A 22,779-nucleotide genomic window follows, 5' to 3' on the forward strand; every position below is an offset into this window, starting at 1 on the left:
GCGAAGTCCAGGTAATTTTGCATGAGGTCCGTGCCCATCAGATGGCGTCGAGGCGACAAAAACCCCGCGGTGCGGGCTTCCCGGAACGGGAGAGGGTCCTCGATGTCAGCGTGGCGCGGCAGGGGCACAACGCGAAAGTATTCATCGCGTGTTCCTCCCATCGTGCAAAGTTCGAAGACGATTCGAGTGTGTGTGCAAGCCTCCCGATGCACATCCCATGAAAGGGTGAGGATTCGCGGACCTGCGAAAGCGTGCGCCGGCTTATGCTTCGGCCCCATGACTACCGAGGACCCCCATGACGCTACGCCCCGCCGCTGGGGCGTGCTCGTGGTCGAGGACGACAGCCGCGCCCGTGCCTTCTTCGAGACCAGCGTGCAGCGCAGCCCGCAGCTGTTCTGGCTCGGCAGCGCCGGCACGGTGAGCGAGGCGCTGGGCTGGCTCGCGCGCACCGCCACCATTCCCGACGTGCTGCTGGTCGACCTCGGCATGCCCGACGGCACCGGCCTGGACGTGATCCGCGATGCCGTCGCGCGTTTCCCGGGCTGCGAGCCGCTGGTGGTGTCGGTGTTCGGCGACGAGGAGAACGTGCTCGCGAGCATCGAGGCCGGCGCCGTCGGCTACATCCACAAGGACGCGGCGCCCGAGGACATCGCCCAGACCATCGTCGAGATGAAGGCCGGCGCCTCGCCGATCTCGCCCATGATCGCGCGCCGCGTGCTGGCCAAGTACCGCAGCCTGCAGTCGGCCAGCGTGCCGGGCACGGCCGAACCCGAAGCCGCGCCCGACGCGGGCGAGCGCGCGCTGCTGTCGGCGCGCGAGCACGAGGTGCTGACGCTGATCGCGCGCGGCTTCTCGTACGCCGAGATCGCGCGCCTCAAGGGCCTGAGCGTGCACACGGTGCAAACCCACATCAAGAACCTCTACGGCAAGCTCGCGGTGCATTCCAAGAGCGAAGCCGTGTTCGAAGCCACGCGACTGGGGCTGCTGTCGCGTTCCGGCTGAGACGGGACATCCGTGCTCCGGACCCTGCGCGGGCGGCTGCCCGCGATGCCGATCGCGCCGTGGCTGCTGCTGCTCGTGCTGGCCCTGTGGGCCGGGTGGGCCATGGGGGCCGGCGCCGCCGACCGTCCGCTCGAACTGCGCCGCGGCACGGTCACCGCCGAGGTCGACGGCGCGGTGCGCAGCGAGCCGGTCGAGCTGTCCTACCACTGGGACCGGCTGCACCGCGGCCGGCCCGGGCTCGCGAGCTTCGACCTGCCCTTCGTGCTGCCCACCGCGCCCGACAGCCCCTGGGGCATCTTCATTCCGCGCACCGGCAACGTGTTCGAGGTGCAGCTCAACGGCGCGCTGCTGCAGGTCTACGGCGACCTCTCGCGGGGCAACGGCGCCGATTACGCCAAGGCGCCGATCTACGTGCCGGTGCCCGGCGAGCTGCTGCGGGCCGGCGAGAACCACCTGCAGATCCGCATCCGCGCCGACAGCGCGCGCCGCGCCGGGCTGTCGCGCGTGTTCATCGGCCCGGCCGACGCGGTGCGCAACGGGCTGTTCGAGCCGGCCTATGCCTGGCGCTTCACCGCCTCGGTGCTGCTGACCGCCTTCAGCCTGATCGTCGGCGCCATCGCGCTGGCGCTGTGGCTCACGCAGGTCGATGCGACCGCGACCGGGCAGCCGCGCCGCGACGGCATCTACCTGTGGGCGGCGCTGGCCGAGTTCTGCTGGGCGATCCGGGTGGCCGACGGCGTGATCGCCGAACCGCCGCTGCCGTGGGTACCCTGGGGCGTGCTGATGGCGACCTGCTATGCCGGCTGGGCCGCCTCGGCCATGATGTTCTGCTACCACCTGGCCGACTGGGGCCGCACGGCCCACACGCGCTGGCTGCGCTGGCCGCTGCTGGCCGTGGTGCTGGGCACCGTGGTCTCGACCGCGCTCGCGCTGCAGCGCGAGCAGCCGATCTGGCTCACCGGCTGGCTCGCGATCGAGATCGTGGTGATCGCGGTCTTCGTCGGTGCCTTCGTCGGTTCCACCGCGCGGCGTCCCAGCGCCGAGCGGTTGCTGGTGGCCGCCGCGGCCCTGCTCACGCTGGCCTTCGGCGTGCGCGACTGGCTGGTGATCCGCCTGAGTGACGCCTACGGCGAGACCACCTGGGTGCGCTACTCGTCGGTGTTCTTCGGCATCGCGCTGCTCCTGATCGTGCTGCGGCGTTTCCGCGCGGCCAGCGTCGCGGCGCGCGGCGCGGTCCGCACCCTGGCCGAGCGGGTGGCGCAGCGCGAGCGCGAGCTGGCTTCGACCTATGCCGAGCTCGAGCGGGCGGCGCGCGACCAGGCGCGCACCCACGAGCGCGAGCGCATCCTGCGCGACATGCACGACGGCGTGGGCTCGCACATCAGCTCGGCGATCCGCCAGCTGCAGTCGGGCCAGACCAGCTCCGAGGAGCTGCTGCGCACGTTGCGCGACTCGATGGACCAGCTCAAGCTGTCGATCGACTCGATCCACCTGCCGCCGGGCGACGTCGGCGCGCTGCTGGCGGCGTTCCGCTACCGGCTCGAGCCGCGCCTGGCCACGGCCGAGGTCGCGCTCGACTGGGCCGTGGACGAGGTCGCGCCGGTGGCGCACCTCGACGCGCACGGCATGCGGCAGCTGCAGTTCCTGTTGTTCGAGGCGATCTCGAACGTGCTGCAGCACGCGCAGGCGCGGGTGCTGCGGCTGGAGGCGCGCATGGAAGGCACGGCGCTGGCGCTGCGCGTGATCGACGACGGGCGCGGCTTCGACGCCACCCGGGCGCCGCGCTCGCTGGCCGAGCGGGCGGGCGCCATCGGCGCGCGGCTGGCGCTCGAAAGCCGACCGGGCCGCACGGTCGTTCAGCTGGTTTTCGACTGAGCGGGCCCGGCGGGCGCGGATAATCCGCGCCCATGTCCGCCGTGTTCAATCAGCCCTCCCTGGCGCGCCGGGTCGCGCCCATCTTCCAGGGCTTCGACGGCTTTCTGGCCTTCGCCGTGCTGCTGCTGGCCTTCGCGGGCCTGCTGACGATGTATTCCTCGGGCTACGACCACGGCACCCGTTTCGTCGACCATGGCCGCAACATGCTGCTGGCCGGCTTCATCATGTTCGTGGTGGCGCAGGTGCCGCCGCAGAAGCTCATGCTCGCCGCCGTGCCGCTCTATGCGGCGGGGGTGGCGCTGCTGGTGGCGGTGGCGCTGTTCGGCATCACCAAGAAGGGCGCCACGCGCTGGATCAACGTGGGCATGGTGATCCAGCCCAGCGAGATCCTGAAGATCGCCATGCCGCTGATGCTGGCCTGGTGGTTCCAGCGCCGCGAGGGGCAGCTGCGGCCGCTCGACTTCGTGGTGGCGACCGTCCTGCTGGCGGTGCCGGTCGGCCTGATCATGAAGCAGCCCGACCTCGGTACCTCGCTGCTGGTGCTGGCGGCCGGCCTGGCGGTGATCTTCTTCGCGGGGCTGCCCTGGAAGCTGATCGTGCCGCCGGTGCTGCTGGGCGCCGTGGCGATCACGCTGATCGTGAGCTTCGAATCGCAGCTGTGCACCGACGGCGTCGACTGGCGCGTGCTGCACGACTACCAGAAGCAGCGCGTGTGCACGCTGCTCGACCCGAGCAAGGACCCGCTGGGCAAGGGCTTCCACATCATCCAGGGGATGATCGCCATCGGCTCGGGCGGCGTCGGAGGCAAGGGCTTCATGCAGGGCACCCAGACGCACCTGGAGTTCATTCCCGAGCGCACCACCGACTTCATCTTCGCCGCCTATTCCGAGGAATTCGGCCTGGTGGGCAACCTGGCGCTGATCTCGGCCTTCATCCTGCTGATCTTCCGCGGGCTGGCGATCGCGCTCAACGCCACCACGCTGTTCTCGCGCCTGCTGGCGGGCGCGGTGACCATGATCTTCTTCACCTACGCCTTCGTGAACATGGGCATGGTCAGCGGCATCCTGCCGGTGGTGGGGGTGCCGCTGCCCTTCATCAGCTATGGCGGCACGGCCATGGTCACGCTGGGGCTGGGGCTGGGGATCCTGATGTCGATCGCGCGCGCCCGGAAGCTGGCGCAGAACTGAGCGCGGCCCGAGCATCCCGCCGTCCCCGCGGAATGGGGCGGCTGCCTAGAATGGCTCTTATGATCTCCCGCGAACCCACCATCGAGCGCCTCGCCACGGCGCAACAACTGCTGCTCACGCCCTTCGGCCTCGACGAATCGCACCTGAGCAAGGCCCTGGCCGAGATCACCGCGCACCGCGTGGACGACGCCGACCTGTACTTCCAGTACACCCGCAGCGAGGGCTGGAGCCTCGAGGAAGGCATCGTCAAGACCGGCAGCTTCAGCATCGACCAGGGCGTCGGCGTGCGCGCGGTCAGCGGCGAGAAGACGGCCTTCGCCTATTCCGACGACATCTCCGAGGCCTCGCTGCTCGACGCGGCGCGCACCGTGCGCTCGATCTCCGCCGCGGGCCGCACCGGCCGCGTGAAGACCGTGCCGCGCAAGATCGCCTCGAGCCGCTCGCTCTACGCCGGCCTCGATCCGATCGCCACGCTCGACAGCACCGCCAAGGTGAAGCTGCTCGAGAAGGTCGAGCAACTGGCCCGTTCGCGCGATCCGCGCGTGTCGCAGGTCATGGCCGGCCTCGCGAGCGAGTACGACGTGGTGCTGGTGGCGCGCGCCGACGGCACGCTGGCGGCCGACGTGCGGCCGCTGGTGCGGCTGTCGGTCACCGTCATCGCCGAGCAGAACGGCCGCCGCGAGGTGGGCTCGGGCGGCGGCGGTGGACGCTTCGGCCTGGCCTACTTCGACGACGAGCAGATCGCCGAGTACGTCGACCATGCCGTCAAGTCGGCGCTGACCAACCTCGAGTCGCGCCCCGCGCCCGCGGGCGAGATGACCGTGGTGCTCGGCCCGGGCTGGCCCGGCATCCTGCTGCACGAGGCCATCGGCCACGGCCTCGAGGGCGATTTCAACCGCAAGGGCTCGAGCGCCTTCTCGGGCCGCATCGGCCAGCGCGTGGCCGCCAAGGGCGTGACCGTGCTCGACGACGGCACCATCGCCGATCGCCGCGGCTCGCTCAACGTCGACGACGAGGGCAATGCCAGCCAGCGCAACGTGCTGATCGAGGACGGCATCCTCAAGGGCTACATCCAGGACGCGCTCAACGCCCGCCTGATGAAGGTCAAGCCCACCGGCAACGGCCGCCGCGAGAGCTACGCCCACGTGCCGATGCCGCGCATGACCAACACCTACATGCTCGGCGGCGACAAGGCGCCCGAGGAGATCGTGGCGAGCATCAAGAAGGGCCTGTACGCCGTCAACTTCGGTGGCGGCCAGGTCGACATCACGAGCGGCAAGTTCGTGTTCTCGGCCAGCGAGGCCTACTGGGTCGAGAACGGCAAGATCCAGTACCCGGTCAAGGGCGCGACCATCGTGGGCAACGGCCCCGACGCGCTGACCCGCGTGAAGATGATCGGCGACGACATGGCGCTCGATTCGGGCGTGGGCACCTGCGGCAAGGAGGGCCAGAGCGTGCCGGTGGGCGTCGGCCAGCCCACCTTGCGCATCGACGGGCTCACTGTAGGCGGAACGGCTTAAGACTTTCGTCACTTGCGGAGCGTTTCCTCCCGTTGCTAAGCTGCGCCCTTTTGCGACGACGCATTCAAGGAGCATTTCAATGGGGAACAGGATCCACTCGCCCGCCGCCCTCTGGGCCATGACCGCCCTGGTCGCGCTGGCCAGCGCCGGCTGCGCATCGCGCGGCGGCTCGGGCAGCCAGAGCGAGGCCGCGCCCGCGGCGGCCGCGGCCCCGGCCGCCCCCGCGCGCAGCGGTTCCAAGGCCGGCATGGACGCCCAGGGCAATGTCGTCGATTCGTCCAAGGTCGAGGCCGGCAGCGGCCGCACCGTCAAGGGCCTCAACGGCTACGAAGGCGAGATCACCGGCAACCCGGCGCGCAACAGCAAGTTCGCCCGGCTGCAGATCGGCATGAGCGCGCGGCAGGTCACCGACCTCGCGGGGCAGCCCACCGACCAGGGCGCCTACGTGACCGGCAAGGCCTTCATCCCGTTCTATTTCGGCAGCGACCGCCATCGCTTCGAGATGACCTACAAGGGCCAGGGCCGCCTGATCTTCGCGGGTGGCGGCATGGGCGACTACTCGAGCGGCAACCTGATCTGGATCATCCACAACGCCAACGAGTCGGGCTACCGCTGAGCCCGTGTCCAGGCGCCGGCTCCGTCGGCGCCAAAACAACGAACGCCCGGCCTCGAAGCCGGGTTTTGTTTTTCCGTGCTACATTCGCGCCCATGTCCGCCGCTCTCCGCGCCTATTTCTTTGCCTACTTTTGGTTCCCGGTTTCCGGCGGACGAGAGGCGAGCGCGTAAAGCAGACAGGCACCCCTCCCAAAACCGCCGGCGCAAGCAGCCCCGGCGGTTTTTTTATGCCCTGACGATATTCAATCCAACAAGGAACCTTCATGAGCACGAACACTGCCCCGGCCAGCGAGAGCTGGTATGCGAGCGTCGAAAAAACCAGCAAGACCGACGACGAACGCATCAAGGACATCAACGTGCTCCCCCCTCCCGAACATCTGATCCGCTTCTTCCCGATTCGCGGCACGCCGGTCGAAACGCTGATCACGGGCACGCGCCGCAGCATCCACAACATCATGGGCGGCAAGGACGACCGGCTGCTGGTGGTGATGGGTCCCTGCTCGATCCACGATCCGGCCGCCGCGCTCGACTACGCGCGCCGCCTCAAGGTCGAGCGCGAGAAGTACGCCGACACGCTGGAGATCGTGATGCGCGTGTACTTCGAGAAGCCGCGCACCACGGTCGGCTGGAAGGGCCTGATCAACGACCCCTACCTCGACGAGAGCTACCGCATCGACGAAGGCCTGCGCATCGCGCGCCAGCTGCTGATCGACATCAACCGCCTGGGCCTGCCGGCGGGCAGCGAGTTCCTCGACGTGATCTCGCCGCAGTACATCGGCGACCTGATCGCCTGGGGCGCGATCGGCGCGCGCACCACCGAGAGCCAGGTGCACCGCGAACTGGCCTCGGGGCTGTCGGCGCCGATCGGCTTCAAGAACGGCACCGACGGCAACATCCGCATCGCCACCGACGCCATCCAGGCCGCGGCGCGCGGCCACCATTTCCTCTCGGTGCACAAGAACGGCCAGGTCGCGATCGTGCAGACCAACGGCAACCGCGACTGCCACGTGATCCTGCGCGGCGGCAAGGCGCCCAACTACGACGCAGCCAGCGTCGAGGCGGCCTGCAAGGACCTCGAGGCGGCCAAGCTGCCGCCCACGCTGATGGTCGACTGCAGCCATGCCAACAGCTCGAAGCAGCACCAGAAGCAGATCGACGTCGCGAAGGACATCGCCGGCCAGATCGCCGGCGGTTCGCGCCGCGTGTTCGGCGTGATGGTCGAGAGCCACCTGCAGGCCGGCGCCCAGAAGTTCACGCCCGGCAAGGACAAGATCGCGGGCCTCGAGTACGGCAAGAGCATCACCGACGCCTGCCTGGGCTGGGACGATTCGACCCAGGTGCTCGAGACGCTGTCGCAGGCGGTCAAGCAGCGCCGCGGCTGATCGCTCAGATCAGCGCGGCGAGCGCGGGCCAGTGATGGCGCACCGCGGCGGCCTCGTCGCCGTCGGGCGCCATCAGCGAGAAGTCGGCGAAGTCGAAGCCCGGCCCGACCATGCAGGCGACCAGCGTGAAGTCGCCCGCCGAATGGCTTTCGATCGGCCGCGCGGCCTGCCACTGGCCCGCGGGCACCACGTGCTGGGGCCGCGTGCCGTGCACGTCGACCGGCCCGAGCCGCACATGGGCCGGCGCGGTGCGCAGCGCGGCATCGCATGTCCACAGCGCCAGCGGCACGCCTTCGAGATGCACCCAGACCTCGTCGGACAGCACCCGGTGCCAGCGCGAATGCTGGCCGGCTTCGAGCAGGAAGTAGATGCTGGTGAGGGCGCTGCGGGCCGCGCGCTCGTCGGCGGGATGCACCTGCACGGCGGAGCGGAACACCTCGCGGTACCAGCCGCCCTCGGGATGCGGCTGCAGCCCCAGCGTGTCGATGAGTTGGGTGGCGCGCTGGGTCATGGGCGGATCCTCGTTCAGGGTGTGGCCGGAAAGTGCCAGCCGGCCAGGTGCTTCAGGTCGCTGGCCTGGCCGCCGGGAATGCGCTCCGGCAGGGGCTGGGCATGCGATGGCGCCGGCACGCCGACCGCGATCCGCGTCACGCCGGTGGTCTTGCCGAGTCCGGCGACCCAGCTCTGCCAGCGCTCGCCGTTGCGGCGGTCGCGAAAGCCGATGCCGGCGATCTGCCCGGCGGTGGGCGGCGTGGGCGAGAGCAGGTCCAGGTATTCCACGCGGCCGCGCACGATGCCGCGATGGTCGGCCTTCACTTCGTGGCAGTAGGCGGCGGTCCACAGGTCCTCGCGCAGCCGCACGGCATGCACGTCGCCCGCTGCCGGTGGCCCGGGGATCGACTTGGCGCGCGCGCCGGCGGCGGGTTTGCGCCGAATGGGCTCGGCGGCCTCGGCGGGCGGTTCCTGCCCGGGAGGCTTCAGATGGCCGAACAGCCGCGCCACCAGTTGCTCGTCGAGGCCATCGGCCGCGCGCCACCAGCCCAGCGGGGCCGGTGCCTCGACCTTGGTGGAAGGGCGCTGGTCGCGCTCGACCGCGCTGGTCCAGCGCGTGAAGAGGCCCGGATGCTCGGGCGTCTGCATGACGCCGAGCGTGGCCAGTGCCTCGAGCACCGTCTCGCAGCGGTAGGGATTGTTCACGCGCAGCAGCTTCGCGTCCTTGAGCGCGGTGCGCGCCTTGCCGTAGCGCGTGTCGGCCGGCAGGGCGCGCAGCAGGTCGAGCAGGCGATGGAAGACCCAGATGTCGCGCGGCGTCGGTTGCGGCCAGCCTTCGGCCGGGCCCGCGGCTTCCAGCGCGAGCAGGCCTTCGACCGGTCCGCCGGTGCCCCAGCCCGCGCCCTGCAGATGGCGGAAGTAGGCGCGCAGCGTCGGATCGGCGCGCTCCTCGCGGTGGAAGCAGACACGGCAGCTGCCGCCGCCCATGGCGCCCATCGGATGCGCCGGCATCGCGAGGCCGAGGGCGGTGGCGGGCAGCACCGTGAGCCACGCCAGGTCGCTCGAGGTCATCGAGGCGACGAAGGCATCGGCCGCGCGGCGCAGGTCCACGCCGGCCGCGGCCTGCCGCAGGCGGCTCACCGCCTCGTCGTGCGGGATCGCGACGAAGCGGTTGGGCTCGAGGCCCGCGTCGACCAGCACCTGCCGCTCGGCCGCGCCGAAGGTGTCGGGAATGCGGTGGCAGTGGTTGCCGTCGGCGTCGAAGTAGCTGTTGCCGCTGTCGTAGACGCGGCGCAGCAGGCCGAGCAGCGTGTCGTCGGGTGCCGCGGCCGCCATGCGCGATCCCGCTCAGGCGATGCCGTCGCGCAGGGCCTGCAGCAGCTTGTCGTGCACGCCGCCGAAGCCGCCGTTGCTCATGCAGACGATGTGGTCGCCGGGCCGCGCCGCGGCGACCAGTTGGCCCACCAGCGTGCCGATGTCGCCAGCCACCCGGGCGCGCTCGCCCATCGGGGCCAGCGCCGCGGCTGCATCCCAGTCGAGCCCGGCCGTGTGGCAGAACGACAGGTCGGCCGACTCGAGGCTCCAGGGCAGTTGCGCCGCCATCACGCCGAGCTTCATCGTGTTGCTGCGCGGCTCGAAGGCCGCGAGGATGCGCTCGCCCTGGCGACCCGCGGCGTCGAGCTTCTGGCGCAGGCCGTCGAGCGTGGTGCGGATCGCGGTGGGATGGTGGGCGAAGTCGTCGTAGACCGTGATCGCGCCGCCCGCGCGCTCCACCGTGCCGCGCAGTTCCATGCGCCGGCGCACGTTGCGGAAGCTGCCGAGCGCGCGCGCCGCGTCGGCCGGCGATACGCCCACGTGCTCGGCGGCCGCGATCGCGGCCAGCGCATTCATCTGGTTGTGCAGGCCCGACAGCGCCCATTCGACGCGGCCGACCTGCTCGCCCTCGTGCAGCACGTCGAAGGCGTCGTGCGTGCCGCGCGCCTCCCACTGCGCGCCCGGGCCTTCGCCGCCGAAGCGCGCGAGTTCGCTCCAGCAGCCCTGGGCCAGCACGCGCTCCAGGCTGGGCTCCGTGGCATTCACCACCAGCCGGCCGGTGGACGGCACGGTGCGTACCAGGTGATGGAACTGCCGCTCGATGGCCGCGAGGTCGTCGAAGATGTCGGCGTGGTCGAACTCGAGGTTGTTGAGGATCGCCGTGCGCGGGCGGTAGTGCACGAACTTGCTGCGCTTGTCGAAGAAGGCGGTGTCGTACTCGTCGGCCTCGATCACGAAGGCCGGTCCGTCGCCGAGCCGGGCCGAGACGCCGAAATCGAGCGGCACCCCGCCGACCAGGAAGCCCGGCGCCTTGCCCGCGCGCTCGAGCACCCAGGCCAGCATCGAAGTGGTGGTGGTCTTGCCGTGCGTGCCGGCCACCGCCATCACGTGGCGGCCCAGCAGCACGTGCTCGGCCAGCCACTGCGGGCCGCTGGTGTAGGGCTTGCCGGCGTCGAGGATGGCTTCCATCAGCGGAAACTTCGGCGTGCCGTCGGCCAGCCGGGCGCGCGACACCACGTTGCCGACCACGAACACGTCGGGGGCCAGCGCGAGCTGGTCGGCGCCGAATCCCTCGATCAGGTCGATGCCGAGTGCGCGCAACTGGTCGCTCATCGGCGGGTACACGCCGGCGTCGCAGCCCGTGACCCGGTGGCCTGCCTCGCGCGCCAGGGCGGCCAGACCGCCCATGAACGTGCCGCAGATGCCCAGAACATGAATATGCATGGGAGGCGATTCTAGGGAGGCCGATCGTCCGGGCCCGAGGCCACGGCCTTGGCCGCGGTACTGATGTTCATCGTACGGACCATGCTCTGCGGGCAAAATGCCTCGATGGACACGTCCAAGCGCGAAATTGCTGCCTCCGCCGCCCGTCTCGTGGTCGAGGAGGGGCTCGAATACGGCCCGGCCAAGCGCCGGGCGCTGCGCGACCTGGGGCTCTCGGCGCGCACCGCGCTGCCGAACAACGACGAGGTCGAGGCCGAGGTGCGCGACTACATCGCCCTGTTCTGCGCCGACACCCAGCCCAAGGAACTCCATGCGCTGCGGATGCTGGCCCTCGAATGGATGGAGCGCATGGCGGCGTTCCGGCCCCATGTCGGCGGTGCCGTCTGGCACGGCACGGCCACCCGGCTGTCAGACATTTATATTCAATTGTTCTGCGATGATTCGAAGTCGGCCGAGATCGCGCTGATCGACCATCACGTGGACTACGAGCCGCGCATGGTGACCGGCTTCCATGGCGAGCAGGTCGAGGCCTTGAGCGTGCATGCGCCGAGCCGGGCCCTCGGCGAGGAAATCGGCGTGCACCTGCTGGTCTACGACCTCGACGACCTGCGCGGCGCGCTCAAGCCCGACGCCCAGGGCCGTTCGCCGCGTGGTGACTTGGCGGCGCTGCGGCGGCTGATCGAAAGAGAAAAGGACAACGGATGACTTCTTCGGCCACACGACGCGGCCTGTTGTATGGCGGCGTGGCGGTGGCGGCTGCCGCGGCCGGCCTGGGCGGTGCCTGGTGGCGCCATCGTGGCAGCGGCACGGCCGGCGAAATGCTCGGGGCCGATTTCTGGGCCCAGCGTTTCGAGCGGCCCGAAGGCGGCGAACTCGCCATGACCAGCTTGCGCGGCAAGCCGCTGCTGCTCAACTTCTGGGCCACCTGGTGCCCGCCTTGCGTGGAAGAAATGCCGATGATCGATCGCTTCTTCCGCGATCATGGTGCCAATGGCTGGCAAGTCGTGGGCTTGGCGATCGATCAGCCGAGCTCCGTGCGCAAGTTCCTGCAGCGCACGCCGGTCACCTATCCGACCGGATTGGCTGGTTTGCAGGGCACCGAACTGGTCAAGAATCTCGGCAATACCGGCGGCGGCCTGCCGTTCACGCTGGTGCTGGACGCCGATGGGTCGGTGGCGGCCCGTAAAATGGGCAAGCTCGAAGATGCCGACCTGGAGGGTTGGCGACGTGAACTCGTTCACAGTTAGAATTAGATACACAGGTCGGCGTTAACCGCCGAAAGCCGACAATCAACGATGTTCGGCCTAGTTGTATCCTAATAACCGGAAAACCCGGCACTGGAGTCCCATGGATCTGCGCAAACTCAAGACACTGATCGATCTGGTGTCCGAATCGAATATTTCCGAGCTGGAAATCACTGAAACCGAGGGCAAGGTCCGCATCGTCAAGGGTGGCGGTGCCGCTCCCGTCCAGTACGTGCAGACCCTGGCGGCGGCGCCCGCCGCGGCACCGGTCGCAGCGCCCGCCGGCGCGGCAGCGCCTGCCGCCGCCCCGGTGGCCGAAGCCGCTCCGGCCGGCCATGCCGTGAAGTCGCCGATGGTAGGTACCTTCTACCGCGCCGCGAGCCCGGGCGCTCCGTCCTTCGTCGAGGTCGGCAGCAAGGTCAACGAGGGCGACACGCTCTGCATCATCGAGGCGATGAAGATCCTCAACGAAATCGAGGCCGACAAGGCCGGCACGGTCACCCAGATCCTCGGAGAAAACGGTCAGGCGGTCGAATACGGCCAGCCGCTGTTCATCATCGAGTGACCATGTTCAAGAAGATCCTGGTCGCCAACCGCGGCGAGATCGCGCTGCGCATCCAGCGCGCGTGCAGCGAACTCGGCATCAAGGCCGTGATGGTCTATTCCGAGGCCGACCGCGACGCCAAGTACGTCAAGCTGGCCGAGGAGGCCGTCTGCATCGGCCCCGCGCCCTCGGCGCAGAGCTACCTCAACATGCCGGCCATCATCTCGGCGGCCGAAGTGACCGATGCCGAGGCGATCCATCCCGGCTACGGCTTCCTGAGCGAGAACGCCAACTTCGCCGAGCGCGTCGAGCAGAGCGGCTTCCAGTTCATCGGGCCGACGCCCGAGAACATCCGCACCATGGGCGACAAGGTCTCGGCCAAGCAGGCCATGATCAAGGCCGGCGTGCCCTGCGTGCCCGGTTCCGACGGCGAGCTCTCCGACGACGCCACGGCCAACAAGCGCATCGCGCGCGCCATCGGCTACCCGGTGATCATCAAGGCCGCGGGCGGCGGCGGTGGCCGCGGCATGCGCGTGGTCCATACCGAGGCCGCGCTGATCAACGCGATCCAGATGACCAAGGCGGAGGCCGCGGCGGCCTTCAACAATCCCTCGGTCTACATGGAGAAGTTCCTCCAGAACCCGCGCCACGTCGAGATCCAGGTGCTGGCCGACAAGCACCGCAACGCGGTCTACCTCGGCGAGCGCGACTGCTCGATGCAGCGCCGTCACCAGAAGGTGATCGAGGAATCGCCCGCGCCGGGCATTCCGCGCAAGCTGATCGAGAAGATCGGCGAACGCTGCGCGGCCGCCTGCAAGAAGATCGGCTACCGCGGCGCCGGCACCTTCGAGTTCCTCTACGAGAACGGCGAGTTCTACTTCATCGAGATGAACACCCGCGTGCAGGTGGAGCATCCGGTGACCGAGCTCACGACCGGCATCGACATCGTCAAGACGCAGATCATGGTCGCGGCCGGCGAGAAGCTGCCGTTCACGCAGCGCCAGATCCAGATGCACGGCCACGCGATCGAGTGCCGCATCAACGCCGAGGACGCCTGGAAGTTCACGCCGTCGCCGGGCCGCATCACGATGTGGCACCCGCCGGGTGGCCCGGGCGTGCGCGTGGATTCGCATGCGTACACCAACTACTTCGTGCCGCCCAACTACGACTCGATGATCGGCAAGATCATCGTCTTCGGCGACACCCGCGAGCAGGCCATGGCGCGCATGCGCACCGCGCTCAACGAGACCGTGATCGAAGGCATCCAGACCAACATCCCGCTGCACCGCGAGCTGATGGTCGACGCCAAGTTCATGGCCGGCGGCACCAACATCCACTACCTCGAAGAGTGGCTGGCCGCGCACAAGCGCTGAGCCGTCCCTGCCCGCCATGTTCGAACTCCGCCTGCTGGCCCCCGAGGAACGCATCGAGACCCTCGGCGACGCGCTCGATGCGCTCGACGCACTGAGCATCTCGGTCGAGGATGCCGACGCGCAGACCGACGCCGAGCAGGCGCTGTTCGGCGAACCCGGCATGCCGCCGCCCAAGGAGGGCTGGCAGCGCTCGCGCGTGATCGCGCTGTTCGCCACCGAGGAACTCGCGCGCGACGCGGGCTCGGTGCTCGCGCTGCAGGACTTCTTCGAAGGCTGCACGCTGCTGGGCATCGCCGAGCTGCAGGACCAGGACTGGGTGCGGCTCACGCAGTCGCAGTTCGCGCCGGTCGAGATCACGCCCGAGTTCTGGATCGTGCCGAGCTGGCACGAGGCGCCCGCGCAGGCGACGCAGGTGATCCGGCTCGATCCGGGCCTGGCCTTCGGCACCGGCACCCATCCCACCACGCGCATGTGCCTGCGCTGGATCGCGACCCGCGGTGCGCTCGCGGGTCAGCGCGTGCTCGACTACGGTTGCGGCTCCGGCATCCTGGCCATCGGTGCCGCGAAGTACGGTGCGAGCGAGATCGACGCGGTCGACATCGACGAGGCCGCCGTGAGTTCGACGCGCCTCAACGCCGAGGCCAACGGCGTGACGCTCGACGCGGGCCTGCCCGAAGCGGCGCAGGGTCAGTACGGCACGGTGCTCGCGAACATCCTCGCGACCCCGCTCAAGGTGCTCGCGCCGCTGCTGTGCGAGCGCGTGGCGCCCGGTGGCTCGCTGGTGCTCGCCGGCATCCTCGAGCGCCAGGCCGACGAGCTGAAGGAAGCCTACGCGCCCTATGTGGCGCTCGAAGTCAGCGACAGCGAGGACGGCTGGATCCTCATGACGGCACGCCGCTGAACGCGCTCGCGCCGGGGGCTTTCTCCGGCGCAAACGGCGCCGCCGGCATCGCGTCGCGCCGAGGGCCCAACCCTACAATCGCCCCCTCATGAGCCTCGTCACGCGTTGCCCCGCCTGCGCCACCACCTTCAAGGTGGTGCGCGACCAGCTCCGGATCTCGGACGGGTGGGTGCGTTGCGGTCGCTGCAGCCACGTGTTCGATGCGACGCTCGACCTGCAGGAGACGCCGGATGCGGTCGGCGTCGCGCCGCCGCCGATGCAGCAGATGCCGCCGGCGCCGGCTCCGATGCCGGCTGGTACGCCGGATACTCGGCCCGATGAATCGGGTGTCGCGGACGATGCGAATTCGCCCGTCCCGCCCCGCGTCGAGGAGGCCGACTTCCTCGATGACGAGGTCGGCGAGGAAGCGCCGCCGCCGCCAGGCGCCGAGCCGATGCCGCCCGTTGCGCCCGCGCCGCCGCCGGCCATGGACACGCGCGAAAGCGCGGACTTCGCGCCGCCCGCGCACGGCATCGTCGCCGACGAGCCCTGGTCCGACCTCGAGGTGCGCGAGCCGCAATGGCGGCCGCCGCCGAGCTCGCTGCCGCCGTTTCCCGACATCGATCTCAATCTCGCCGCACCGCCATCGCCGCCGCCCTCGCCGGTACCGCCACTGCCCGCGGTGTGGACGCGCCGTTCCAACGCGCCCGCGATTCCGTCGAATGAAAAGCCCGCGGGCTTCGCGACGCTGCGCCGTTCCGGGTCCGACGAGGACACCGAGCTCGAGCGCGACGACGCCGATGCGCCCGAGGAAGGCGACGACAAGGACCGGCTGCAGATGCAGAAGGCGCTGCGCCGGGCGCGCGCCAAGTCGGCCAAGATCGCCGCCAGCGCCAAGGCGCGCGACGAACGCGGCGAACCGGAGGAGCGCGCGAAGAGCGATGACCCCGCGCTGCTGCCTTTCGCCTCCGTGCTCGACGCGGCGGACGAGACCGAGGAACGCGCGGCGCACCGTTTCGCCGACGAGATCGACGACGACGAAAGAGACGATCGACCGAAGTCCTTCTGGCAGCGCATCGGCAAGCGGCGCGGGCTGATCGCGCTCGCGGCGATCGCGGGCCTGCTGCTGGTCGTGCAGGTCCTGCGGCACGAGCGCGACGGCATCGTCGCGCGCCAGCCCTCGCTGCGTCCCGCGCTGGCCGCGCTGTGCCAGGCGATGGGCTGCGAGCTCGCGCCGCTGCGCCGCATCGGAGACATCGTCATCGAGGGCGCCGCCTTCGCGCGCGAGAAGAGCGGCGGCAACGACTACCGCTTCAGCTTCAACCTGCGCAGCAATGCCGCGGTGCCGCTCGCGATGCCGTCGATCGAACTGGTGCTGCTCGATACGCAGGAGCGAGCCGTCGTGCGGCGCGTGCTCTCGCCGGCGGACTACGGCGCGCCTGCGGTGCTCGCGGCACGCGGCGAACGCGCGGCCTCGCTGCCGATGACGCTGACGGGGACCGAGGCGGCGGCCCTGCCGCCGATCGCAGGCTATCGTGTCGAGGCCTTCTATCCCTAGGCGCCTGGCGAGCCGCCGGTTGCGCGCCCGCGCCTTCTTTTCTTTTCTCTCACCTCAACGGATCAGCCCATGGCAGCAGTGATTTGCGGTTCCCTCGCCTTCGACACCATCATGACCTTCGAGGGCCGGTTCGCCGACCAGATCCTCCCGGACCAGTTGCACATCCTCAACGTGTCCTTCCTGGTGCCGGGCCTGCGCCGTGACTTCGGTGGCTGCGCCGGCAACATCGCTTACAGCCTCAACGCGCTCGGCGGCACGGCGCTGCCGATGGCCACGCTGGGCAGCGACGGCGCCGACTACATCGAGCGCATGCGTTCGCTGGGCATCAGCACGGAGTTCGTGCGCCAGCTCGACGACACCTTCACCGCGCAGGCGATGATCATGAACGACGCCGACAACAACCAGATCACGGCCTTCCATCCGGGCGCGATGCAGCAGGCCCACGTCACGAAGGTCGCGGCGCGCGAGGACATCCGGCTCGGCATCGTCGCGCCCGATGGGCGCGAGGCGATGCTGCAGCACGCCGAGCAGTTCGCGGCCGCCGGCATTCCCTTCGTGTTCGATCCGGGCCAGGGCCTGCCGATGTTCGACGGCGAGGCGCTCAAGCATTTCGTCGAGCTCGCGAGCTGGGTGGTAGTCAACGACTACGAGGGCAAGATGCTCTCGCAGCGCACGGGCTGGAGCCTGGCGGAGATCTCGCAGCGCGTGCAGGGCCTCGTGGTCACGCTCGCGGCCGAGGGCTGCGAGGTGTGGACGAACGGCGAGCGCGAGCACGTGCCGGGCGTGGTGCCGACCGCGGTGGTCGAGCCCACGGGCTGCGGCGATGCATGGCGCGGCGCGCTGTTGTTCGGTCTGGAAAAGGGCTGGCCGCTCGCGCAGTGCGCGGCGCTTGGCAACCAGGTCGGCGCGCTCAAGATCGCGCAACGCGGCCCACAGAACTACCAGGTCGATCGCCAGGCACTCGGCCTGGCCTGACGAGCGACGGCGCGGCGGCGGATGCCACCGCCGCGTCGCCTCGCGATCTGTCTTGCCCAATGAAAAAGCCCGACACCTTGCGGTGCCGGGCTTGATGCCTTTTCAGGGCTGCCGAGAAAACTCAGGGCTTGCTGGCCGTGGGGAACGGCCAGGCTGCCTGGGGATTCAGCGTCGTCTGCGCAGCGGGGGCGGGCGCAGCGGCAGCCTTGGCGGGCGCCTTGGCAGCCTTCTTCGCAGCAGGCTTCTTGGCAGCAGCGGCAGGCTTGGCAGCAGGCTTCTTCGCGGCTTTCTTGGCCGCAGCCTTCTTGGCAGGGGCCTTCTTGGCGGCAGCCTTCTTCGCAGGCGCCTTCTTGGCAGCGGCCTTCTTCGCCGGTGCCTTCTTCGCCGCGGCCTTCTTGGCCGGAGCTGCCTTCTTCGCCGGCGCCTTCTTCGCGACGACCTTCTTCGCGGCTACCTTCTTGGCAGCGACCTTCTTGGCCGGAGCCTTCTTGGCAGCGACCTTCTTGGCCGGAGCCTTCTTGGCGGCGACCTTCTTGGCCGGGGCCTTCTTCGCTACGACCTTCTTGGCCGGAGCCTTCTTCGCTGCGGCTTTCTTAGCCGGTGCTTTCTTTGCAGTTGCCATTTCTGTTTTCTCCTTGATCAAGTTGAAAAAATCAACCTATTGAAGCACTCCGCGCATGTTGGTAGCGCTGGAGCGATTCATGGCGTTGGATTCCGTGCTCCAGCACCATGAACACCTGAGCCCTCGTCCATGCCGCGCTCTTCGGCGCGGTCGGTGGCAAGAGCAATTCTTGAATTCATTTATTGTTATCGAAATATTCAATCCCAGGAGAGCGCACCACCCGATTGGTATTCGATCACGCGGGTCTCGAAGAAATTGCGCTCTTTCTTCAGGTCAATCATCTCGCTCATCCACGGGAACGGATTTTCCTCGTTCGGGAAGAGCGTTTCGAGGCCGATCTGCTGCGCGCGCCGGTTGGCGATGTAGCGCAGATAGCCCTTGAACATGGAGGCGTTCATGCCGAGCACGCCACGGGGCATGGTGTCTTCGGCGTACTTGTATTCGAGCTCGACGGCGCGCATGAACAGCGCCTTGATCTCGGCCTTGAACTCTGCCGTCCAGAGGCCGGGGTTCTCGAGCTTGAGCTGGTTGATCAGGTCGATGCCGAAGTTGCAGTGCATCGACTCGTCGCGCAGGATGTACTGGTACTGCTCGGCGGCGCCGGTCATCTTGTTCTGGCGGCCTAGCGCGAGGATCTGCGTAAAGCCGACGTAGAAGAAGAGGCCTTCCATCAAGCAGGCGAACACGATCAGCGACTTGAGCAGCGTCTGGTCGGTCTCGTGCGTGCCGGTCTTGAAGTTCGGGTCGCTGATCGCGTCGATGAACGGAATCAGGAACTGGTCCTTCTCGCGGATCGACGGCACCTCGTTGTAGGCGTTGAAGATCTCGCTCTCGTCCAGGCCCAGCGACTCGACGATGTACTGGTAGGCGTGCGTGTGGATCGCTTCCTCGAAGGCCTGGCGCAGCAGGAACTGGCGGCATTCGGGGGCCGTGATGTGGCGGTAGGTGCCCAGCACGATGTTGTTGGCGGCCAGCGAGTCGGCGGTGACGAAGAAGCCGAGGTTGCGCTTGACGATGCGGCGCTCGTCTTCGGTCAGGCCGTTCGGGTCTTTCCACAGCGCGATGTCGCGCGTCATGTTCACTTCCTGCGGCATCCAGTGGTTGGCGCAGGTGGCGAGGTACTTTTCCCACGCCCACTTGTACTTGAACGGGACCAGCTGGTTGACGTCGGTCTCGCCGTTGATGATGCGCTTGTCGGCGGCCCTGACGCGGCGCGTTTCAGCCGGAGCGCTGACGCCGGCGGATGCGGGCGCGGCCTGGCGGGCAGGCTGCTGCACGGGTTGCAGCGAAGGTTGTGCCATCGATGAAGCCGACACATCCGCACGGCCGGCGGCGACGCCGGTCGATGCGTGATGCTGCAAACCTTGTTGCATGTCCTTTGGCAAGGAGGGCTTGACTTCTTCGTCCCAGGTCAACATAGAAAAATCCAATGCTCAAATTATCCGAGCAACGATGTGAGTTGCAAAGTGCTCGTTCACATCGCACTCCATTTATGTGGTTGTTATGTTGCTCGCATGCATCGCGCGATGTCGGTCAATGCCTTCAACCGGCCTCCGTCATCGCACGACATCGCATGCGCCTCACGCTTCGTCGCGCAGCGCACCGCGCTGTGTTCGCGGTGCGCTGCGTGCATCACTGGCAGGCTTCGCAGGTCGGATCGTCGACGCCGCAGAAGGCGATGTCGGTCGCGGGGATCGCGCTCATCTGTGCCTTCGCCGCTGCGGCCGCGGCCTCGAGTGCGCTCATGCCCGACGGTGCGTCGCTGCCCGAGGACACCGCGTTGAGGCGGCCCGACTGCACCGTCGACTTCTCGGCGTGCGTCGCGCTCTGCGTGCGCAGGTAGTAGGTGGTCTTCAGGCCGCGCAGCCATGCGAGCTTGTAGGTGTCGTCGAGCTTCTTGCCCGAGGCGCCGGCCATGTAGATGTTCAGCGACTGCGCCTGGTCGATCCACTTCTGGCGGCGCGCGGCGGCTTCCACCAGCCACGTCGTCTCGACTTCGAACGCGGTGGCGTAGAGCGCCTTCACGTCCTGCGGCACGCGGTCGATGGGACGCAGCGAGCCGTCGAAGTGCTTCAGGTCCATCACCATCACGTCGTCCCACAGGCCCAGGCGCTTGAGGTCGCGCACCAGGTAGTGGTTGATCACGGTGAATTCGCCCGACAGGTTCGACTTGACCGAGAGGTTGCCGAAGCACGGTTCGATCGAGGCGTCCACGCCGATGATGTTCGAGATGGTCGCGGTCGGGGCGATGGCCACGCAGTTCGAATTGCGCATGCCGTCGGCCTTGATCTTGGCGCGCAGCGCGTCCCAGTCGAGCGTGGCCGAGCGGTCGACCTCGACGTAGCCGCCGCGTGCCTTCTCGAGCAGGTCGAGCGAGTCGATCGGCAGGATGCCCTTGTCCCACAGCGAGCCCTTGTAGCTCGAGTACTTGCCGCGTTCGCGCGCCAGCTCGGTCGAGGCCCAGTAGGCGTGGTAGCAGATCGCTTCCATCGATTCGTCGGCGAATTGCACGGCTTCCTGCGAGGCGTAAGGAATACGCAGGTCGTACAGCGCGTCCTGGAAGCCCATCAGGCCCAGGCCGACCGGACGGTGGCGCAGGTTCGAGTCGCGTGCCTTCTTCACGGCGTAGTAGTTGATGTCGATCACGTTGTCGAGCATGCGCATCGCGGTCGAGATCGTCTTCTTGAGCTTCTCCTGGTCGACCTTGCCGTCCTTCAGATGCTGCAGCAGGTTGACCGAGCCGAGGTTGCAGACCGCGGTTTCGGTGTCGCTGGTGTTCAGCGTGATCTCGGTGCAGAGGTTCGACGAGTGCACCACGCCGGCGTGCTGCTGCGGCGAGCGCACGTTGCAGGCGTCCTTGAACGTGATCCAGGGATGGCCGGTCTCGAACAGCATCGTGAGCATCTTGCGCCACAGGTCGGTGGCCTGCACGGTGCGGCTGGGCTTGATCTCGCCGCGCGCGGCCTTCTCTTCGTAGGCGACGTAGGCCTTCTCGAAGTCGGCGCCGAACAGGTCGTGCAGGTCGGGCACGTTCGAGGGCGAGAACAGCGTCCACGAACCCTTTTCCATCACGCGGCGCATGAACAGGTCGGGGATCCAGTTGGCGGTGTTCATGTCGTGCGTGCGGCGGCGGTCGTCGCCGGTGTTCTTGCGCAGCTCCAGGAACTCCTCGATGTCGAGGTGCCAGGTCTCGAGGTACGTGCAGACGGCGCCCTTGCGCTTGCCGCCCTGGTTCACGGCCACGGCGGTGTCGTTCACCACCTTGAGGAAGGGCACCACGCCCTGCGATTCGCCGTTCGTGCCCTTGATGTGGCTGCCGAGCGCGCGCACGCGGGTCCAGTCGTTGCCCAGGCCGCCCGCGAACTTCGAGAGCAGCGCGTTTTCCTTGATCGACTCGTAGATGCCGTCGAGGTCGTCGGGCACGGTGGTCAGGTAGCAGCTCGACAGCTGCGAGCGCAGCGTGCCGCTGTTGAACAGCGTCGGCGTGCTCGACATGAAGTCGAAGGACGACAGCACTTCGTAGAACTCGATGGCGCGGGCTTCGCGGTCGATCTCGTTGAGCGCCAGGCCCATCGAGACGCGCATGAAGAAGGCCTGCGGCAGCTCGATGCGGTTCTTGCGCACGTGCAGGAAGTAGCGGTCGTACAGGGTCTGCAGGCCGAGGTAGTCGAACTGGTTGTCGCGCTCGGCCTTCAGCGCCGCGCCCAGGCGGGGCAGGTCGTACTGCAGCAGCTTCTCGTCGAGCAGCTCGTTCTCGACGCCCTTCTTGATGAACGAGGGGAAGTAGTCGGCGTAGGCGGTGGCGCGGTCGGCGGGCATGACTTCGCGGCCGACGATCTCCTTGAAGATCGTGTGCAGCAGCAGGCGTGCGGTGGCGAAGGTGTAGTCGGGATCCTTCTCGATCAGCGTGCGGGCCGCGAGGATCGAGGCCTTGTAGACCTCGTCGAGCGGCACGCCGTCGTACAGGTTGCGCATGGTCTCGGCCACGATCGGCGCGGCCGTGATGCTGTCGCCCAGGCCCTGGCAGGCCGATTCGATCAGGCCCTTGAGTTCGCTGACGTCGAGCGCGACGCGTTCGCCGCGGTCCAGCACGTGCAGCGCGGGGGCCGCGATCTGGGCTTCCTGCTCGCCCTGCTTCGCGCGTTCCTGGGTGCGGCGCTCGCGGTAGAGCACATAGGCGCGTGCCACTTCCTGGTGGCCGCCGCGCATCAGGCCCAGTTCGACCTGGTCCTGCACGTCCTCGATGTGGAAGGTGCCGCCGCCCGGACGCGAGCGCACCAGCGCCTTCACGACGGCCTGGGTCAGCGCGTCGACGGTCTCGCGCACGCTGGCCGAGGCCGCACCCTGGGTGCCGTGCACGGCCAGGAAGGCCTTCATCATCGCGATCGCGATCTTGTTCGGCTCGAACGGGACCACGGCGCCGTTGCGGCGGATGATCTGGTAGTGCGCGAGGTTCTGTCCGGTGGGCGAACCGGCGGTGTCGCGGGGGGACTGGGGCGGCGTGGAGGGGATGGCACGCGCGGCGGTGGGTGTGTTCAGTGCTGTTTGCATTCGCTTCCTCTCGGTTGGCAAAATTCTTGTTGGATGAGCGGCGCTGCTGGGGCCGCTTCGTCGGCGCTGAGGCCGGCCGGGAGACACTATATCTAGGGTGCAGGGGGTGTACAACCCACTAGATGTAGCGTTTTCCTTCAGCCTTCAAGAGGGAGAGGAAAACAGTTTTCGTGATTCGCGGCCATCTTTGCCGCATGAACAC

19 protein-coding genes are annotated in these 22,779 nt (G+C 68.4%); 13 read left to right on the forward strand and 6 right to left on the reverse strand.

Annotated features, from left to right (window positions below; translation table 11 throughout):
* Nucleotides 1–276: 276 nt before the first annotated feature.
* From ACODT0_RS06380 to ACODT0_RS06405, 6 genes are all read left to right on the forward strand, one after another.
* Nucleotides 277–1,002 carry a response regulator gene (locus ACODT0_RS06380; protein WP_057591164.1) on the forward strand — a complete coding sequence of 242 codons (726 nt, stop codon included), beginning with the start codon at nt 277–279 and terminating at the stop codon, nt 1,000–1,002.
* Nucleotides 1,003–1,014: 12 nt separating this feature from the next.
* Nucleotides 1,015–2,877, forward strand: a complete 1,863-nt coding sequence (locus ACODT0_RS06385) for a sensor histidine kinase (protein WP_261211312.1) — start codon at nt 1,015–1,017, stop codon at nt 2,875–2,877.
* 32 nt (nt 2,878–2,909) lie between these two features.
* Entirely contained in the window at nt 2,910–4,064 is a 1,155-nt protein-coding gene (rodA, locus tag ACODT0_RS06390; protein WP_261211311.1) for a rod shape-determining protein RodA, read from the forward strand.
* Nucleotides 4,065–4,123: 59 nt separating this feature from the next.
* Nucleotides 4,124–5,584 (forward strand): metalloprotease TldD, encoded by a 1,461-nt coding sequence (gene tldD / locus ACODT0_RS06395; RefSeq protein ID WP_057591162.1) that lies wholly within the window; start codon nt 4,124–4,126, stop codon nt 5,582–5,584.
* A 79-nt stretch (nt 5,585–5,663) separates the two neighbouring features.
* Nucleotides 5,664–6,200, forward strand: a complete 537-nt coding sequence (locus tag ACODT0_RS06400) for a hypothetical protein (protein WP_216087441.1) — start codon at nt 5,664–5,666, stop codon at nt 6,198–6,200.
* A gap of 262 nt (nt 6,201–6,462) precedes the next feature.
* Nucleotides 6,463–7,581: a 3-deoxy-7-phosphoheptulonate synthase gene (locus ACODT0_RS06405; protein WP_057591158.1), complete on the forward strand. Its 1,119-nt coding sequence runs from the start codon at nt 6,463–6,465 to the stop codon at nt 7,579–7,581.
* Between the two features lie 4 nt (nt 7,582–7,585).
* Here ACODT0_RS06405 and ACODT0_RS06410 read toward each other — a convergent pair whose 3' ends face one another.
* Genes ACODT0_RS06410 through mpl form a run of 3 tightly spaced genes read right to left on the reverse strand, consistent with a single transcriptional unit; the run spans nt 7,586 to nt 10,830 of the window.
* A complete protein-coding gene (locus tag ACODT0_RS06410; protein WP_489040891.1) occupies nt 7,586–8,092 on the reverse strand; it encodes a cupin domain-containing protein in 507 nt (168 codons plus the stop codon).
* A 14-nt stretch (nt 8,093–8,106) separates the two neighbouring features.
* A complete protein-coding gene (locus ACODT0_RS06415) occupies nt 8,107–9,408 on the reverse strand; it encodes a hypothetical protein (RefSeq protein ID WP_489040892.1) in 1,302 nt (433 codons plus the stop codon).
* Between the two features lie 12 nt (nt 9,409–9,420).
* Entirely contained in the window at nt 9,421–10,830 is a 1,410-nt protein-coding gene (mpl, locus tag ACODT0_RS06420; protein ID WP_489040893.1) for a UDP-N-acetylmuramate:L-alanyl-gamma-D-glutamyl-meso-diaminopimelate ligase, read from the reverse strand.
* Between the two features lie 105 nt (nt 10,831–10,935).
* Between mpl and ACODT0_RS06425 the strand changes: the two genes are divergently transcribed.
* The 7 genes from ACODT0_RS06425 (at nt 10,936) to ACODT0_RS06455 (ending at nt 17,404) form a co-directional block, all read left to right on the forward strand.
* Nucleotides 10,936–11,535, forward strand: coding sequence for a hypothetical protein (locus ACODT0_RS06425; protein WP_057591151.1), 600 nt, complete (start codon nt 10,936–10,938; stop codon nt 11,533–11,535).
* Nucleotides 11,532–12,077, forward strand: a complete 546-nt coding sequence (locus tag ACODT0_RS06430) for a TlpA family protein disulfide reductase (RefSeq protein WP_489040894.1) — start codon at nt 11,532–11,534, stop codon at nt 12,075–12,077. Before ACODT0_RS06425 ends, ACODT0_RS06430 begins: the two co-directional genes overlap by 4 nt.
* Nucleotides 12,078–12,177: 100 nt before the next feature.
* Nucleotides 12,178–12,639 (forward strand): acetyl-CoA carboxylase biotin carboxyl carrier protein, encoded by a 462-nt coding sequence (gene accB / locus ACODT0_RS06435; protein WP_057591148.1) that lies wholly within the window; start codon nt 12,178–12,180, stop codon nt 12,637–12,639.
* 2 nt (nt 12,640–12,641) lie between these two features.
* The gene (accC, locus tag ACODT0_RS06440; protein WP_057591146.1) at nt 12,642–13,991 is read left to right on the forward strand and encodes an acetyl-CoA carboxylase biotin carboxylase subunit; all 1,350 of its coding nucleotides are present in this window, start codon (nt 12,642–12,644) and stop codon (nt 13,989–13,991) included.
* Nucleotides 13,992–14,007: 16 nt separating this feature from the next.
* A complete protein-coding gene (gene prmA / locus ACODT0_RS06445) occupies nt 14,008–14,892 on the forward strand; it encodes a 50S ribosomal protein L11 methyltransferase (protein WP_422098007.1) in 885 nt (294 codons plus the stop codon).
* Nucleotides 14,893–14,980: 88 nt separating this feature from the next.
* Entirely contained in the window at nt 14,981–16,429 is a 1,449-nt protein-coding gene (locus ACODT0_RS06450) for a zinc-ribbon and DUF3426 domain-containing protein (RefSeq protein WP_489040895.1), read from the forward strand.
* Between the two features lie 69 nt (nt 16,430–16,498).
* On the forward strand, nt 16,499–17,404 hold the full coding sequence (locus tag ACODT0_RS06455; RefSeq protein WP_057591141.1) for a carbohydrate kinase family protein: 906 nt from the start codon (nt 16,499–16,501) through the stop codon (nt 17,402–17,404).
* Between the two features lie 121 nt (nt 17,405–17,525).
* On the opposite strand, the gene ACODT0_RS06460 is transcribed toward ACODT0_RS06455, so the two are convergent.
* From ACODT0_RS06460 to ACODT0_RS06470, 3 genes are all read right to left on the reverse strand, one after another.
* Complete coding sequence (locus tag ACODT0_RS06460; protein ID WP_082321630.1) at nt 17,526–18,026, reverse strand: histone H1-like DNA-binding protein; 501 nt, start codon at nt 18,024–18,026, stop codon at nt 17,526–17,528.
* 197 nt (nt 18,027–18,223) lie between these two features.
* Nucleotides 18,224–19,444: a ribonucleotide-diphosphate reductase subunit beta gene (locus ACODT0_RS06465; RefSeq protein WP_489040896.1), complete on the reverse strand. Its 1,221-nt coding sequence runs from the start codon at nt 19,442–19,444 to the stop codon at nt 18,224–18,226.
* A gap of 214 nt (nt 19,445–19,658) precedes the next feature.
* Complete coding sequence (locus tag ACODT0_RS06470) at nt 19,659–22,577, reverse strand: ribonucleoside-diphosphate reductase subunit alpha (RefSeq protein WP_057591137.1); 2,919 nt, start codon at nt 22,575–22,577, stop codon at nt 19,659–19,661.
* Nucleotides 22,578–22,779 lie beyond the last annotated feature (202 nt).

Source organism: Variovorax sp. FG153 (assembly GCF_057809595.1).

Bases quoted from the DNA above. Each gene is read 5' to 3' on its own strand.
- ACODT0_RS06460 (WP_082321630.1), bottom strand. From the start codon at position 18,026: ATGGCAACTGCAAAGAAAGCACCGGCTAAGAAAGCCGCAGCGAAGAAG.
- accC (WP_057591146.1), top strand. From the start codon at position 12,642: ATGTTCAAGAAGATCCTGGTCGCCAACCGCGGCGAGATCGCGCTGCGC.
- ACODT0_RS06455 (WP_057591141.1), top strand. From the start codon at position 16,499: ATGGCAGCAGTGATTTGCGGTTCCCTCGCCTTCGACACCATCATGACC.
- ACODT0_RS06410 (WP_489040891.1), bottom strand. From the start codon at position 8,092: ATGACCCAGCGCGCCACCCAACTCATCGACACGCTGGGGCTGCAGCCG.
- mpl (WP_489040893.1), bottom strand. From the start codon at position 10,830: ATGCATATTCATGTTCTGGGCATCTGCGGCACGTTCATGGGCGGTCTG.
- ACODT0_RS06400 (WP_216087441.1), top strand. From the start codon at position 5,664: ATGGGGAACAGGATCCACTCGCCCGCCGCCCTCTGGGCCATGACCGCC.
- ACODT0_RS06380 (WP_057591164.1), top strand. From the start codon at position 277: ATGACTACCGAGGACCCCCATGACGCTACGCCCCGCCGCTGGGGCGTG.
- ACODT0_RS06415 (WP_489040892.1), bottom strand. From the start codon at position 9,408: ATGGCGGCCGCGGCACCCGACGACACGCTGCTCGGCCTGCTGCGCCGC.
- ACODT0_RS06470 (WP_057591137.1), bottom strand. From the start codon at position 22,577: ATGCAAACAGCACTGAACACACCCACCGCCGCGCGTGCCATCCCCTCC.
- tldD (WP_057591162.1), top strand. From the start codon at position 4,124: ATGATCTCCCGCGAACCCACCATCGAGCGCCTCGCCACGGCGCAACAA.
- ACODT0_RS06450 (WP_489040895.1), top strand. From the start codon at position 14,981: ATGAGCCTCGTCACGCGTTGCCCCGCCTGCGCCACCACCTTCAAGGTG.
- prmA (WP_422098007.1), top strand. From the start codon at position 14,008: ATGTTCGAACTCCGCCTGCTGGCCCCCGAGGAACGCATCGAGACCCTC.
- accB (WP_057591148.1), top strand. From the start codon at position 12,178: ATGGATCTGCGCAAACTCAAGACACTGATCGATCTGGTGTCCGAATCG.
- ACODT0_RS06465 (WP_489040896.1), bottom strand. From the start codon at position 19,444: ATGTTGACCTGGGACGAAGAAGTCAAGCCCTCCTTGCCAAAGGACATG.
- ACODT0_RS06405 (WP_057591158.1), top strand. From the start codon at position 6,463: ATGAGCACGAACACTGCCCCGGCCAGCGAGAGCTGGTATGCGAGCGTC.
- ACODT0_RS06425 (WP_057591151.1), top strand. From the start codon at position 10,936: ATGGACACGTCCAAGCGCGAAATTGCTGCCTCCGCCGCCCGTCTCGTG.
- rodA (WP_261211311.1), top strand. From the start codon at position 2,910: ATGTCCGCCGTGTTCAATCAGCCCTCCCTGGCGCGCCGGGTCGCGCCC.
- ACODT0_RS06430 (WP_489040894.1), top strand. From the start codon at position 11,532: ATGACTTCTTCGGCCACACGACGCGGCCTGTTGTATGGCGGCGTGGCG.